Below are 12,890 nucleotides of genomic sequence, written 5' to 3' on the forward strand. Positions count from 1 at the left end.
CGCCTTTTCAATCCACTTCCCAATCCAGATTCCTTCCTGCTTCCCATATAAATAAATCCACCTCGCTGTAAAAACATATATAAAATCACATGGCTATAGCGGCCCAAAATTATCTGCGCACAAACTGACGAGCCTTACCAATCAAATCCCCACTCTCCCCTTAATGCGGTTGGTTTATGCTTATTTATATGTTTTGCGTATCCGGATGAATAAATTATATGTTTTCCGATACCCTCCCACCGCTGATCTAATCCTAACCAAACCACCCAATCGCCCTCGCCAAGAGGAAAATTCATTCCTATTAACAAGTATAAATATACAAATATATGTATTAATAGCGATTATGAAGGTATAATATTCCGCCTACGCACCCTGAAGACACCCGGTATAGCAGCACCTCGAAGCTGGCCTTGCAATCTCCGCAGCCGGCAACAGGCGGGCGAAAGGAGCTAAGCGCCGCCTGCCGGGCTCTATCAGGACTTCATGTTCAGCAACTCAGGAAAATCGTAGTACCGCAGCCGCTTGTCACGGCAGCGGTAGTCATTCTTTGAGGCGTCCACGCTCACGTTGTGTTTTAAGGCTACGCCGACATAGGACCAATTCGGGTCGGCACGTTCCGCCGTGCGCGTGCAAAAAGCGTAAATCCGCCTTTCAGGATCGAGTAGCACGACGCTCGAAATCTCGGCTTTCGTGAAATCTCCGGGTTTGATGGTTCCGCGCAATGCGTCCACATAGTCACGTTTAATCGATTTGGACGGAGGGCGCTGCGAATCTAAAACCGATTGTGGTGCCGGAGTTTGGCAGCCAGTCAATGTCATCGCAGCGGCACAGAGAAATAAAGCTGTCCTCATTCAATTCAATCCCCAAAAATCAAAGCAGCCGTCTACAGTTGCCGCCTCGACGGCCTGAAAGCAATGGTGCCGAAGCGCACCAGTGTCCACTTTCTGAATTTGAAACAAAGCGGTCTAGCCTCGCTCCATTGACATCTGACAGCAGAGTTATAATGTTTTCGCAAATTAATTATAACTGGATCGAGCGATGAAACAGATTGACCTCGTTTATAGAACGGCGTTCGCTGAACTCGCGCAGCGGACATTCGATGCTCAGTTTCAGGCAGACTTTCCACTCGAAGGCCGGTTTGTTTCCGTTCCGGTCAAGGGGCGAAATTACTGGTATTTTGATCTCCCAACTTCTGAAGGCAAGGACAAGAGACGCTATGTCGGCCCGGAGGATGACGTCGACATCAATGCCCGGGTGAATGCCCACAGGCAAGTCAAAGACGACATTCGGGAGCGGCGCAAGCTCGTCGGCATGCTGCTGCGAAGTGGCGGCATGTCTGCGCCGGATCGCTTCGCGGGCGAAGTGACCAAAGTACTCGCTGACGCGGGCCTCTTTCGTCTGAGGGCACTCCTCGTCGGTTCTGTGGCTTTCAGCTGTTACTCAGGCCTCCTTGGCGTTCGTCTCCCTGGTACCTCTATGCAAACAGGCGATGCGGACTTCGCGCAGGACTTTGCGATTTCGGCGGAAGTCGAGGACAGCCTGCCTCCAATCCTCGATCTCCTGAGATCAATAGACAGCACGTTCAGGGCGCTCCCGCATCAGGCCGACAAGGCAAAGGTGGTGGCCTTTTCAAATTCGGTGAACTACCGTGTCGAATTCCTGACGACTAATCGTGGATCGGATGACTACACGGGCAAGCCATCCCCAATGCCTGCCCTTGGAGGCGCGTCTGCTGAAAACCTGCGGTTCCTGGACTTCCTGATCTACGAACCCATAAGGACCGTACTACTGCACCGGGAAGGCGTAAGCGTGAATATCCCCGCACCCGAGCGGTATGCCGTCCACAAGCTGATCGTTGCATCGAGGAGGCGCAGCGACGCCCTAGGGCGAGCCAAGAAGGATAAGGACCTCCTACAGGCCTCGTTGCTGTGTGAGGCACTCACGGAGACGCGGCAGAGCTATCTGCTTGCCGATGCCTACCACGAAGCGTGGGAACGCGGGGAGGCATGGCAGGAAGCGATCCTGTCGGGCCTCGTATTAATGCCAGACAACGGCAAGCTCGCGTTGGCAAATGCCCTTGGTGTCACGGTAGACCGCCTCGGTAAGGCGTAGGACATGGGAGAACAAGACAGGGCATGCGACCCGGGCCCTGCCAACGATACAGCGGGCGTTTTCATGGTCGTTGTCGCTGAAGACACGCGGCACGACTGTTTTTTCTGCCTTTGCAGCAAGACGCACGCCTGCTCCGTGACGCTCTTTGCGACGATGAACAGTTTTCCGGATGCAAATCGCCCGCTCGGGCGCGTGCGACAGACGGCGGAACGCGTACAGGCCAAGGTGCCGCTCCCGTATATAGAAGATGACCGACTGGTTGAGGTTACGACTGGGTCCTGGGACGGGATGACGCGATTTGAGATCGACAACGAGTTTCCCGGCCATCTTGACGGATCCAACGCGTTCGACTGGTATTCAGGGCGCCAAATGGTGAAAGTTTTGATGACGCCTGCAAGCGCGCGACGTCATGGATCTTGGATATCCGGCATCCGACGATCGCCATTTCCCATGGTCTGTTCGGGCGGATCCTTCGGGGGTGTGTTTCTCGGACTTTCGAAGTCGGAGATGCTCGAACTACCCGTTCCGCAGGATGGGTTCTACCGACTAGATGATGGCAGGTGCGATCTCATCACAGCTTGACCTGCACCCCGTGATCCAGAAAGTCCAGCGGCTACGGACGTCATCCGCCATGCCAAAAGGGGAGAAACATATGCATACACTTAACGTCATTTACCTGGCTTATCTCGACTGCCTTAATCGCCAGGCCTTCGATGAGCGCGGCACATTCGTCGACGATACTGTCGAACACAACGGCCGGGCGTTCGGGCTGCCGGGCTATCGCGACATGCTGGTCAGGGACTTTGCTGATATTCCAGACCTTCGGTTTCAGGCAGAGATCCTTGTCAGCGACGTGACCCGGATCGGCGCCCGGCTTTCGTTCGATTGCACTCCCAAATCCACCTTCATGGACCTTCCGGTCAATGGCCGGCGCGTTCAATTCTGCGAGCATGCGTTCTACGAATTCGAGCACAGAAAAATCCGCAAGGTCTGGTCGGTCATCGACAAGGCTGAGATCGAACGCCAGATTGCCTGAGATCGCGCCGTTCATTTGGACAAAATGAAAATTGAACATCTCCCAGGTTTAAAGCGAGAGCACTCCGATGCTCACCAAAGCAAAACACGCAGTCAACGTCACCGAGAAAGCCCGGGCTGTGGCCAATGGGGGCGAGCTGTCGCAGCCTGCGTCAAAAAGACCATGCTTGGCGCCCTTGTAATGGAGCCGTTGGAAGAGCATTTCGAGTGAGTGCTATCCCTAAGGATAGCCAATTCCAAACAGCAGAATGGAAACGCTCGAAATGTCCGATGGTTCTTGGGTAGATTGGTTTCCTTACGTCTTCTTCCCGTTCAAAATCATAGTGCTCGGCATAGGTATGTATTATGCCATCAAGTGGCATCACGACCAGGCGAAGAAAGATAGCGAGACAAAAGGGCACTGAATGTGCCCTTACCGCCCGTTCGCTCAAGCTCGATTTGCGTTGCTGGCCGACGGCGAGAGCGGCAAACAGTGGCGGCGCCTCCATGGCGAATTGTCGGCCTCATAAAGATCGCCGAACAACAGGCGAACTATGTGAGAACATCCGCGCCAATTGTTCTAAATTAGATTTCAATCATTGAGAACATCGGCTTGCCTCTATCAAAAGCCGCTCCAGATAGCTGGAAGCGGCATGCTTGATGAAATAAATAGAGTACGAGTAACCAATATTCGGGAAAGTATTTGAGCTAGAAAAACGTTGCTCGTTCCCATGAAACGTGGAAATCAATCGAGACTTCCAATGAGTTTGTCAATTAGCTCTCGAGGATATGCTTAATCTGTAAGCCCCCGCCCACGGCGTCAGCCGTTCGATGCGCCTTTCCGATTGGGTCGCAGGTCGCTATCGCCTCGTAGGGCGGAGATCGATCCAGATCTTAAGCGTCAAAATACCTGTTACAACACACGCCGCAGGTATTCCCAGAAAGATCATCGGCCCAAAAAGTATCATGCCTGGGGCGTCACAAGCGTCAGGAGGCCCACAGCTCATATCCGAGCTTACGGCGTGTCCAGAGTGTCAATCAGCACGGAACATTCACCCCGCCAGGGGGGCAACATTCCATGCTTAAACACATAAAGATTGGCGTAGCGCACTTCGCGGCAGGTAGCCTCTACCTACCAGTATCCTCGTACAGGTATCCGCGTTTTTTCACCCTGACATTCTCATTGAAATGGACGCCGTCGCGGTTGTTTAAAATGTTTCTGCTCAAAACAGTCCTCGCTGACGAGCTCAAACGGGGACGAACTGGTTGCGAAAGCGCTCGACGTTGCCCCGCGGATGGTGGGATTAGTCGCGTAATGTCCGCAAGTGGCCAACGCGTCGCGGAGAATCGGTCGGGCAGCCAAGCTCCTAACGTGCTTCAAATTTATCCTTGCAATTACGGAATGAAGCTCCATAAATGCAAGGATGATTGAACGAAGAATTGAAACCGAACTCCGACATCTGGTGGATGAAAGTCCTGCGGTTGCACTGTTGGGCCCTCGCCAAGTCGGCAAAACAACACTTGCACTCAATATTGGAGAAACCCGGCCCTCGATCTATCTTGATCTGGAATCAGAAGCGGACCGCGCCAAACTATCGGAACCGGAGCTCTATCTTGCAAGTCATGGTGACAAACTCGTCATCCTTGACGAAGTTCATCGTCTGCCTAACGTGTTCCAGATCCTGCGGGGCTTGATCGATCGAAATCGCCGCTCCGGACGGCGCACCGGCCAGTTCCTGCTACTTGGCTCGGCTTCCATCGATCTCCTCAAACAATCTGGAGAAACACTGGCTGGCCGCATAGCTTATCTTGAAATGCAGCCTGTCGATGGATTGGAAGTGCCGGCAAATGCACTGGAAAAACTTTGGCTACGGGGTGGATTTCCTGATAGTTTCCTTGCTTCCAGCGACAATCGTAGCATGCGCTGGCGCCAGGATTTCATTCGTACCTATCTCGAACGCGATATTCCGCTGCTGGGACCGCGCATTCCCGCTGAGACCTTGAGACGATTCTGGACCATGCTGGCTCATCATCACTCCGGGCTTCTTAATGCAGCCGAACTCGCCCGCTCCCTCGGGGTCGATGGCAAGACCGTGGCTTCCTATCTCGATCTTCTCGTCGACCTGCTTTTGGTGCGTCGTCTCGAACCCTGGCATGCCAACATCGGTAAGCGGTTAGTCAAATCACCCAAAATCTATGTTAGAGACAGCGGCATTGCCCACGCACTTCTTGGGCTTGGAAGCACCGAGCAACTGCTCGGACATCCCATTGTCGGTGCCAGTTGGGAGGGCTTTGTGATCGAAACACTCGTTGCCTCCTCGCCTCACGGCACTGCGGCCAACTTCTACCGTACGGCGGCCGGCGCCGAGATCGATCTTCTGCTCACCCCTCCAGGCCAAAAGCCCTGGGCAATAGAGATCAAGCGAAGTCTGTCGCCGAAACTCGAAAAAGGGTTTCACCTTGCTTGCGAAGATCTAAAGCCGCTAAAACGCATCGTTATCTATCCTGGAGAGGAGTCGTTTCCTCTGCCAAACAATGTGACCGCAATGTCGCTTCCAACTGCGGGCCGCCTTTTGCAAGACCAATAGCCCCATGTCCTCCCAGCGCGGAGAACGTGATCCCTCGACTGGCTCCCTTTGTTTGCTGTAAGCGCGACTGCTGACCCAGATTCGTCCAGCACAGCGCAAACCACTTCCCGCTACGTTCGAGACGGACAAACGTGGCCAGCTACGCTTTTTTTAGGGTCATCAACTCTCTTCCAACCTTGCTATGGTGTAGTTTATAGACTACGATTCATCTCATGACCGAGCTAAAGCAGACGGTGGTTTTCGCCAAATGGGAAACCCGTCTAAAGGACAAACGAGCGAGGACTATAATCGCGGCGCGCTTGATGCGGCTGGCTGAAGGCTTGCCGGGAGACGTCGAGCCGGTTGGGGAAGGCGTCAGTGAACTACTGAATACACTATGGCCCCGGTTATCGCGTCTACTTTCAGAGACGGGGCAATATTCTCATCGTACTTTTATGCGGTGGCGACAAAGGATCGCAAGCCCGTGATATTGCCACCGCGCATAAACTCGCCAAGGAATGGAGCGAAAAAGATGGCTGAAAAACTCACCACCTATGATCCTGCTGCCGCTTTAATCGATGATGAAGAAATCGCCGCGTTCATGGCCGACGCCTTCGAAACCGGCGATGCAGCCTATGTTGCAAAGGCGCTCGGCGTCGTTGCACGTGCTAAAGGGATGACCGAAATCTCGCGCAAAACAGGCCTGTCTCGCGAACAGCTTTACCGATCATTCAGCGAGCGCGGTAACCCAACGCTCAAAACGACGTTGGCCGTTATGAGAGCACTCGGTGTTGACGTGACCGCCAAGGCCCATGCCGCGCAGTAACACGGTGCTCCGCATACGCCCCGGATCAAGCTGCGGGAGCGGCGTCCCGCGATCATGACGTATGCCGCGACCTGAACCGCACAACTTTAGCCATCGTATCCCATGCCCCTCACGCCCAGGATAGCACCGGGGAGTTAATGCCGCCGACAAAGGTATAGCTGTAATTTTAGCGAATCCAGCGATCAGAATCTGGTCGCCCCGGGACTGTTATGCACCCTAACAAAGGAAGCCCGTCGAGAGACCGAACGATGTCAGCAGCTGTGCACCCCGAAAATCAATTGGTGGAGCCTAGTCAGCTTGCGTTTCATTGATCACGCACCTGCTCCTGAATTCGCCGGCACCGCTTTTGAACGCTGTGAGTAATTCGCTCAAGAATCCGCGTCGGATCGCTGGAGAGGGCAGCGATCTGCGATGCTACCTCATCGCATGCGACGCTGACCAGTCGTGCAAGTTCCTCTACCCGTCTCAACGTCGATGCGCCGCTCAGTCCGATGTCATCAGCCAGTGCCTGCCAGTCGGCACGCCGCAGGTCAGGCGCACGGAACCGACCAGAAATCCCCTGCGGCAGGCTCTGGTCGACCTGGCGATAGACGGCAGCGCACATCAGGTCATAGAGTGGAGCCATCTTCGCGGACCCACCGGCGCCAATCAGGATAGAGTAATTTTTGGCATGCGAATCCGAATTGCAGATCAGAACATTGAAGATCACCGCATCGAGAAGTTTCAACCGCTCGCCAGGCGAAACAAGATCGCTGACGGCGTCAAACATCATCTTCATGGTCACGCCGCGGCCGGTCGAGGATTGCTCGTATTTCTGCGAGGGGAAGTAACCCGTTAACTGGCAAAGATCTTCCTGATGCAGCCTGCGGATCTCGCCTTGAGCGTCGGTAAAGCGATCATAGCGTTTCACGAGAAGATAACGTCGCCTGCCAGCTACTCCGATCGTCGCCTCGGCCGCATCCAGGCCGCAGGCACGCGCAAGCGACAGGCAAAAGGCTTCGTTCTCGACGCTCCCCGCAAGGTGTTTTGTATCCGGCTTGAGAACATGCGTGGATGGCGTCCCGTCGACCGGAACTGAAATACGGCCACTCCCGTCAACAGACACCGGCAGCTTCTCCTGAACGCCCGCCAGGGACATGGAAACACCAAGCTCTCCGACCAGAAAGGGTTTGGCAGGAAGTTCATTGAGAATACGCTCCAGCGCCTGCTCATCCGGCACGGGCTGGAGGTTGACGCCAGCTTTCCGCGGCTCCCCGATCGATAGCGCCCCCGCCGTGTCACGGCCGATATGACCAAGCAGACCGACAATATCTTGCGGGGAAACCTTGAGGCGCTGACCGATCTCGGCAAGATGGGTTTCCGGAAGCAGATTGGCAAGCCAGGGCAGCAGTTTCGCAGCCCCCACGGATCCGGCGCGCAGCGGCATGGTGAGCGACACCGGAAAGGCCCGGCGGCGTGCTTCCCAGCCTGGATCATAGTCCAGCCTCCATTCGCCTTCAAAAGTCAGATGGGCGACAGGCAAGGTCTCGTAGTAGATGGTTGTCATCGATCAGCACCAAACATCGGCACAAAGCCGAGGTCATCGTCCGGCGCGGCTTGCACAGTCTGGACTGTCTTCAGATCGCCAAGATCGATTCCAACTGCGCGCGCGACAACCAGGGCTTTTTCGAGCTGGCAGCTCGGTTTGCCGGATTCAAGCTCGACGATGAAACGTTCACCCGTTCCGGAACGGGCAGCAAGCCCGGTTTGGGTCCAGCCAAGCGCTTTGCGTCTCTCCTTGATAGCAGCGCCGAAATCACGCGCGGACCTGAACATCGTCAACCTCCATCGTTTGACTTACCGTACAGGAAGTTTTCCAAAGAATCAAGGTATAGCTTCCCGATCGGTAAGTCTTCTACTTGATCGCGCCAAATCATCCTGATCGGGAATTTGTGTGAGATCGCACTCGATAAGAGCCAGGATCTTTCCCTCGCCTCAGGAGCCGATGGTTTCATCATCACTGTCCGATAAATTGCTACACCAGCGATGACCATAATATTCACAATTCACATCCGGATTATTACATAAATATATGATATTTATGTATATATTATTTGTATATACTGCAAAAAAAAGATATCGGTGAAAAACTATCCTCACTATCGACCACCCCTGATGCATCGGCACCACAGCAACATCTGAAAACGCGCCCTTCAACATCTCTTCGTCGGTCTTCCGTTGACGCCACTCAATCGACCCGGCAACCTCGTGTGCCATGACCCTGACGAACAGCTTCATTGCCGAGCTCATCCGCGACGCCAACAGGCTCGATCATCTCGATGAATATCAGAAGCGGCGCATGCTCGAACGGGCAGTCACAACAATCCGCGACATGCGCGAAACAATCGGAATTCCATCCGGACCCGGCCGTGACAGTCTCGTTGACCTCCACACCGTTGCCCTCTCCATCGAACGCGGATGGCGCAGCGATGAAGAGGTCCGAAACGCACTGCTGCAGGCGGCCGCCATGATCAGGGACCTGCATATCGTCCTCGACAGCAAAACTGAAATCAGCCTCGTCAAACCTGCCGGCTGAACGTCACCTTATTGCCCGCCTCATTCCGCATCGTCAGCGACGCGTCATAGCTATGATCTCACCGGTATCAAGCCCTATTGCAGCATGGCCGCGTAGCCTGCCAAAGAGTGTCTGTTCTTCGCTGTCTTCTTCGACAAGCACGATCCGCCCCTCCGGTCCGGGACAAAACCGGCGAACCGTCCTGATACAATTTTGCGAAGCTCTCGTAGTGCTGCCGGAACGGTCGCCTGAACTTTTGCGGTGACCGTCATTGTAATTCTGTAGACCTCCAACCCATGCACAGCGGATCCTCTGGCGTTTCCCGGCTTTAAGGCGTTTCCCTGGCTTTAACTTGCCAGCGCCACGAAACCGTTGTGTCAGTCAACATACCAGATCATACCGGAAACATTCAGCCTGCGATCATTAGGATTTCATTAACCATAGGAGACCACCCTTCTTTCACAGCAACGATGGAGGTTGGCTATGGCTTACGACTGGAATCGCAATGAACGCGAAGGAATGTTCGATGAACTGGCAGCAGCTCTCATATTCTTTACAATCATCAGCCTGCTTCTGGCGTCCGCATATCTGGTGACGGGCCTTGCCACATAGGCGGGGCGAGTTTCTGTCTCCCCGTCGCAGGGCGCCGAAGACCCGGCGACGATCCTGTTCACCAAAGACCGCTGCCGCGCCTCCAAAGCCCGCTCCGCCATCGTTCAAACGGCAATCCTGTCCCTCTCCTCCTGAAACCGCCTCGCACGCGTCTTCGGCCGCAGCAGGCGGATACGCGATTGTGGTTCAATCACAGACCACTGCGGCTGGATCAACTCGCGCAGCATGCGGCGCAGTTGCGGCCATGGGGTCTCTTCGTTGCGAAGCTCCGGATCATACATCACAAGCATGCAGTGAAGCTTGGCGGCGATGTCGTGGATGTAATAGGGTTGCAGCGAAATCAGCACACGCCCTGCGATCCCTTCAAACCGGGCCAGATCCTGCGCCTTCTCAAGGCTCGCACTATAGCCGATCCGACGGTCGGCGGCATTCCATGCCCGTCTCAGTCTCAGCAACTCCAGACGCGCGCTCTCTGCAGCTTCAGAGCCGATCCGCGGCGCCAGTTCCCTGATCTCCTCGAAAGAAGACACCCTCCCCGGCGATGGACCACCGTCATCGACGGCAATCACGACAGAAGGCCGACCGCCCGTCTCTTCGAGCAGTCGCGCTTCAAGCTCCCTGCATTCACGCTCGGCAGCAAGGCGCTGCTGATACATGTCGTACCAGTCAGGCCACAGTTCCCTGGCATGCACCGGTCCGGCAATCGTGCGCGGCGGAAGATCGTTGAGCAGCATCGGAAGAATTCGCGCAGCCAGCGGCAGAAGATTGCGCCGGTTGATCACGCTTGGCAGGTTGTCGACAAACGTCTCGTTCGGAAATACATTTGCGCACGAAATTTTAGGTAAAGTTCTGCTATTCTCAGAATCAGCCATGATCCAAGCTCCAGATAGCTAGATTGTGGTTAGGTCGAGTTCGGCGGTAGGACGCCTGACTCGGCCGCCTGCGAGACGCAGGCACCCGAATAGTAACCGGAATTAATAGCGAAGCAATATTTTTCGCTAAATTATGGCGATTTTTATGTTTTCTGTGCAAGTCAGAATGGCGCGTGCCGCTTTAGGATGGGGAGTTGTCGAACTTGCGGAACATGCCGGAATATCGACAAACACCTTAGTCCGCCTTGAAAAAGGCGAGGATCTCAAGCAATCAACTATCGACAACATACGCTTTGTTTTAGAACAAGCTGGCGTGAAGTTCGTAGACAACGATGTCACGTTTGGAGTTCTCGTTAACAAAGACGATTACATTCCGTTGTCCTAGATTTCCTAGACGTCTAACGACGAGTTGCGGTACCGAGCGAGCATCGTCGCTAAGGATCAAAATAACGCCAGAACCTTTCCCAAAGTTGCGCCATATCAAACTTTCGAGCGCGACTCGTTATCACGCGAACAACGATATCGGAAGCAAGCGGGTGACGATCGATTCGGTAGCATGAAGTACGACGTCATGATCATTCCTGAAGATTTTTCCGGCCATATTCTGCTTCTCTCCGGACATCCCGGTTCCGGCAAATCCACCATCGCCGAAGCGCTGGCCCACTTGCCCGGCGTGCCAAAAGTTCATTTCCATAGCGATGATCTGTGGGGATACATCAAGCATGGGCGCGTCGATCCCTGGCTTCCCGAATCCGGTCAGCAGAACTGCATGATCATGCAGATCGCCGCCGACGTTGCAGGGCGCTACGCCAGCCATGGATATTTCGTCATCCTTGACGGCGTCGTGCGACCGGACTGGCTTCCGGCCTTCACGGCGCTTTCTTGCCCGTTACATTACGTCGTGCTGCGCACAACAGCGGCAGAGGCGATTGACCGCTGTCAGGCACGCGGTGGCGACAGCCTGAGCGATCCGCTGGTCGTGGCCGATCTTCATGCGCAGTTTGCCGATCTCGGCGCCTTTGAGCACCACGTCCTGTCTGTGTCAGGCAAGGACAAGGATCAGGCTTTGCAGTCCGTCATCAATGCGCTGCAATCGGGACGTTTCCGTATGTATGCTTCCGGGTGGAGCAATCGATAACAGACGTGCAGGATGAAACAAGCGTGGCTCTACCGACCATTTACCTCCTTCGCCATGGCGAAACAGTCTGGAACTGTCTTGGCCGGTTTCAGGGGCAACAGGATTCACCGCTCACGCCGATTGGGATCGAGCAGGCGGATCATGTCGCCCGCCTGCTCCGCGACGCGCTCTGTAACGATGACCAGTTGTTCCAGATGCGGATCAGTCCGCTTGGGCGCGTGCGCCAGACCGCGGAACGGATCCAGGCCAGGGTGCCGCTCCCGTCTGTCGAAGATGACCGACTGGTTGAGGTTACGACGGGCTCCTGGGACGGGATGACGCGATTTGAGATCGACAACGAGTTTCCCGGACATCTTGATGGATCCGACGCGTTCGACTGGTATTTCAGGGCGCCGGATGGCGAAAGTTTCGATGATGCCTGCAAGCGCGCGACGTCCTGGATATCGGATGTCCGGCACCCTACCATCGCTATTTCCCATGGCCTGTTCGGGCGGATCCTTCGCGGTGTTTTTCTCGGACTTTCGAAGCCGAAGATGCTCGAACTTCCCGTGCCCCAGGACGGTTTCTATCGACTACATAACGGCGGGTGCGATCTCATTACAGCTTGACCCGCACCATCATGATCCGGCTAATCAAAGAGGATGCAGGCATCACATGCACCGTTGCAAGAGGGCATCATGAAATCACTCAACGACATCTATCTTGCCTATCTCGACTGCCTCAACCGTCAGGCCTTCGTTGACCTCGGCACCTTCGTCGGTGACCATGTCGAACACAATGGCCGACCGTTCGGCCTGTCAGGCTATCGCGACATGCTGGTCAAAGACTTTACCGACATTCCCGACCTGCGGTTCGAGGCAGAGATCCTGGTCAGTGACGCGACGCGGATTGCCGCCCGGCTTTCGCTCGATTGCACGCCCAGGACCACCTTCATGGACCTTCCGGTCAATGGCCGACGCGTTCAATTCTGCGAGCATGTGTTTTACGAATTTGAGCACAACAAAATCCGCAGGGTCTGGTCGGTGATAGACAAGGTTGAGATCGAACGTCAGCTTGGCTGACAGCCAGCAAAGGCTAAACCGTTCTAACCTTTGTTGAGCAGCTTCTCGAGCAGTGGATGATCGCTCTTGCGCAGCAGCATCCTCCGCAACCGACGCCGCAGCACGCCGGCTATTCCAGCCCCTCATGTTTGCTT

General features: G+C 54.9%; 15 protein-coding genes and 1 pseudogene. 12 read left to right on the top strand and 4 right to left on the bottom strand.

The annotated features are described in order from the left end of the window. Nucleotides 1-473: 473 nt before the first annotated feature. Nucleotides 474-851, bottom strand: a complete 378-nt coding sequence (locus tag NYR50_RS14390; protein ID WP_418137332.1) for a hypothetical protein — start codon at nt 849-851, stop codon at nt 474-476. A 187-nt stretch (nt 852-1,038) separates the two neighbouring features. Here NYR50_RS14390 and NYR50_RS14395 point away from each other — a divergent pair, with 187 nt between their 5' ends. The 6 genes and pseudogenes from NYR50_RS14395 to NYR50_RS14420 all read left to right on the top strand — a co-directional run bounded on the left by NYR50_RS14395 (nt 1,039) and on the right by NYR50_RS14420 (nt 6,519). Next, entirely contained in the window at nt 1,039-2,112 is a 1,074-nt protein-coding gene (locus NYR50_RS14395; RefSeq protein WP_418137333.1) for a GSU2403 family nucleotidyltransferase fold protein, read from the top strand. 153 nt (nt 2,113-2,265) lie between these two features. Continuing rightward, the gene (locus NYR50_RS14400) at nt 2,266-2,694 is read left to right on the top strand and encodes a histidine phosphatase family protein (RefSeq protein ID WP_418138249.1); all 429 of its coding nucleotides are present in this window, start codon (nt 2,266-2,268) and stop codon (nt 2,692-2,694) included. Between the two features lie 70 nt (nt 2,695-2,764). Further along, nucleotides 2,765-3,148: an ester cyclase gene (locus NYR50_RS14405; protein ID WP_418137334.1), complete on the top strand. Its 384-nt coding sequence runs from the start codon at nt 2,765-2,767 to the stop codon at nt 3,146-3,148. 1,402 nt (nt 3,149-4,550) lie between these two features. Then, nucleotides 4,551-5,714: an ATP-binding protein gene (locus tag NYR50_RS14410; RefSeq protein WP_418137336.1), complete on the top strand. Its 1,164-nt coding sequence runs from the start codon at nt 4,551-4,553 to the stop codon at nt 5,712-5,714. A gap of 212 nt (nt 5,715-5,926) precedes the next feature. Continuing rightward, nucleotides 5,927-6,233: pseudogene (locus NYR50_RS14415) on the top strand (type II toxin-antitoxin system RelE/ParE family toxin). Continuing rightward, nucleotides 6,226-6,519 carry an addiction module antidote protein gene (locus NYR50_RS14420; RefSeq protein ID WP_418137337.1) on the top strand — a complete coding sequence of 98 codons (294 nt, stop codon included), beginning with the start codon at nt 6,226-6,228 and terminating at the stop codon, nt 6,517-6,519. Before NYR50_RS14415 ends, NYR50_RS14420 begins: the two are co-directional and overlap by 8 nt. A 304-nt stretch (nt 6,520-6,823) precedes the next feature. On the opposite strand, the gene NYR50_RS14425 is transcribed toward NYR50_RS14420, so the two are convergent. Then, complete coding sequence (locus NYR50_RS14425) at nt 6,824-8,065, bottom strand: type II toxin-antitoxin system HipA family toxin (RefSeq protein WP_418137338.1); 1,242 nt, start codon at nt 8,063-8,065, stop codon at nt 6,824-6,826. Further along, nucleotides 8,062-8,334 carry a helix-turn-helix transcriptional regulator gene (locus NYR50_RS14430; RefSeq protein WP_418137339.1) on the bottom strand — a complete coding sequence of 91 codons (273 nt, stop codon included), beginning with the start codon at nt 8,332-8,334 and terminating at the stop codon, nt 8,062-8,064. Before NYR50_RS14430 ends, NYR50_RS14425 begins: the two co-directional genes overlap by 4 nt. A gap of 439 nt (nt 8,335-8,773) precedes the next feature. On the opposite strand from NYR50_RS14430, the gene NYR50_RS14435 reads away from it, so the two are divergent. Next, complete coding sequence (locus tag NYR50_RS14435; protein WP_418137340.1) at nt 8,774-9,094, top strand: hypothetical protein; 321 nt, start codon at nt 8,774-8,776, stop codon at nt 9,092-9,094. A 462-nt stretch (nt 9,095-9,556) separates the two neighbouring features. Continuing rightward, a complete protein-coding gene (locus tag NYR50_RS14440) occupies nt 9,557-9,685 on the top strand; it encodes a hypothetical protein (RefSeq protein ID WP_418137341.1) in 129 nt (42 codons plus the stop codon). Nucleotides 9,686-9,789: 104 nt separating this feature from the next. Here NYR50_RS14440 and NYR50_RS14445 read toward each other — a convergent pair whose 3' ends face one another. Beyond that, nucleotides 9,790-10,557 carry a hypothetical protein gene (locus NYR50_RS14445; protein WP_418137343.1) on the bottom strand — a complete coding sequence of 256 codons (768 nt, stop codon included), beginning with the start codon at nt 10,555-10,557 and terminating at the stop codon, nt 9,790-9,792. Nucleotides 10,558-10,723: 166 nt separating this feature from the next. On the opposite strand from NYR50_RS14445, the gene NYR50_RS14450 reads away from it, so the two are divergent. The 4 genes from NYR50_RS14450 (at nt 10,724) to NYR50_RS14465 (ending at nt 12,756) form a co-directional block, all read left to right on the top strand. After that, the gene (locus NYR50_RS14450) at nt 10,724-10,942 is read left to right on the top strand and encodes a helix-turn-helix domain-containing protein (RefSeq protein WP_418137344.1); all 219 of its coding nucleotides are present in this window, start codon (nt 10,724-10,726) and stop codon (nt 10,940-10,942) included. A gap of 186 nt (nt 10,943-11,128) precedes the next feature. After that, on the top strand, nt 11,129-11,695 hold the full coding sequence (locus tag NYR50_RS14455; protein ID WP_418137345.1) for an AAA family ATPase: 567 nt from the start codon (nt 11,129-11,131) through the stop codon (nt 11,693-11,695). A 5-nt stretch (nt 11,696-11,700) separates the two neighbouring features. Next, nucleotides 11,701-12,303 (top strand): histidine phosphatase family protein, encoded by a 603-nt coding sequence (locus NYR50_RS14460; protein ID WP_418137346.1) that lies wholly within the window; start codon nt 11,701-11,703, stop codon nt 12,301-12,303. Nucleotides 12,304-12,372: 69 nt separating this feature from the next. After that, nucleotides 12,373-12,756: an ester cyclase gene (locus tag NYR50_RS14465; protein ID WP_418137347.1), complete on the top strand. Its 384-nt coding sequence runs from the start codon at nt 12,373-12,375 to the stop codon at nt 12,754-12,756. The last annotated feature ends 134 nt before the right edge of the window (nt 12,757-12,890 follow it).

The sequence above is a fragment of the Agrobacterium sp. El2ro-1b genome (assembly GCF_048298475.1).
GTDB lineage: Bacteria > Pseudomonadota > Alphaproteobacteria > Rhizobiales > Rhizobiaceae > Agrobacterium > Agrobacterium fabrum.

What these genes read in the sequence shown, in the direction of transcription:
- NYR50_RS14390 (WP_418137332.1), bottom strand. Translation starts at nt 851, where the DNA reads ATGAGGACAGCTTTATTTCTCTGTGCCGCTGCGATGACATTGACTGGC.
- NYR50_RS14395 (WP_418137333.1), top strand. Translation starts at nt 1,039, where the DNA reads ATGAAACAGATTGACCTCGTTTATAGAACGGCGTTCGCTGAACTCGCG.
- NYR50_RS14400 (WP_418138249.1), top strand. Translation starts at nt 2,266, where the DNA reads ATGAACAGTTTTCCGGATGCAAATCGCCCGCTCGGGCGCGTGCGACAG.
- NYR50_RS14405 (WP_418137334.1), top strand. Translation starts at nt 2,765, where the DNA reads ATGCATACACTTAACGTCATTTACCTGGCTTATCTCGACTGCCTTAAT.
- NYR50_RS14410 (WP_418137336.1), top strand. Translation starts at nt 4,551, where the DNA reads ATGATTGAACGAAGAATTGAAACCGAACTCCGACATCTGGTGGATGAA.
- NYR50_RS14420 (WP_418137337.1), top strand. Translation starts at nt 6,226, where the DNA reads ATGGCTGAAAAACTCACCACCTATGATCCTGCTGCCGCTTTAATCGAT.
- NYR50_RS14425 (WP_418137338.1), bottom strand. Translation starts at nt 8,065, where the DNA reads ATGACAACCATCTACTACGAGACCTTGCCTGTCGCCCATCTGACTTTT.
- NYR50_RS14430 (WP_418137339.1), bottom strand. Translation starts at nt 8,334, where the DNA reads ATGTTCAGGTCCGCGCGTGATTTCGGCGCTGCTATCAAGGAGAGACGC.
- NYR50_RS14435 (WP_418137340.1), top strand. Translation starts at nt 8,774, where the DNA reads ATGACCCTGACGAACAGCTTCATTGCCGAGCTCATCCGCGACGCCAAC.
- NYR50_RS14440 (WP_418137341.1), top strand. Translation starts at nt 9,557, where the DNA reads ATGGCTTACGACTGGAATCGCAATGAACGCGAAGGAATGTTCGATGAA.
- NYR50_RS14445 (WP_418137343.1), bottom strand. Translation starts at nt 10,557, where the DNA reads ATGGCTGATTCTGAGAATAGCAGAACTTTACCTAAAATTTCGTGCGCA.
- NYR50_RS14450 (WP_418137344.1), top strand. Translation starts at nt 10,724, where the DNA reads ATGGCGCGTGCCGCTTTAGGATGGGGAGTTGTCGAACTTGCGGAACAT.
- NYR50_RS14455 (WP_418137345.1), top strand. Translation starts at nt 11,129, where the DNA reads ATGATCATTCCTGAAGATTTTTCCGGCCATATTCTGCTTCTCTCCGGA.
- NYR50_RS14465 (WP_418137347.1), top strand. Translation starts at nt 12,373, where the DNA reads ATGAAATCACTCAACGACATCTATCTTGCCTATCTCGACTGCCTCAAC.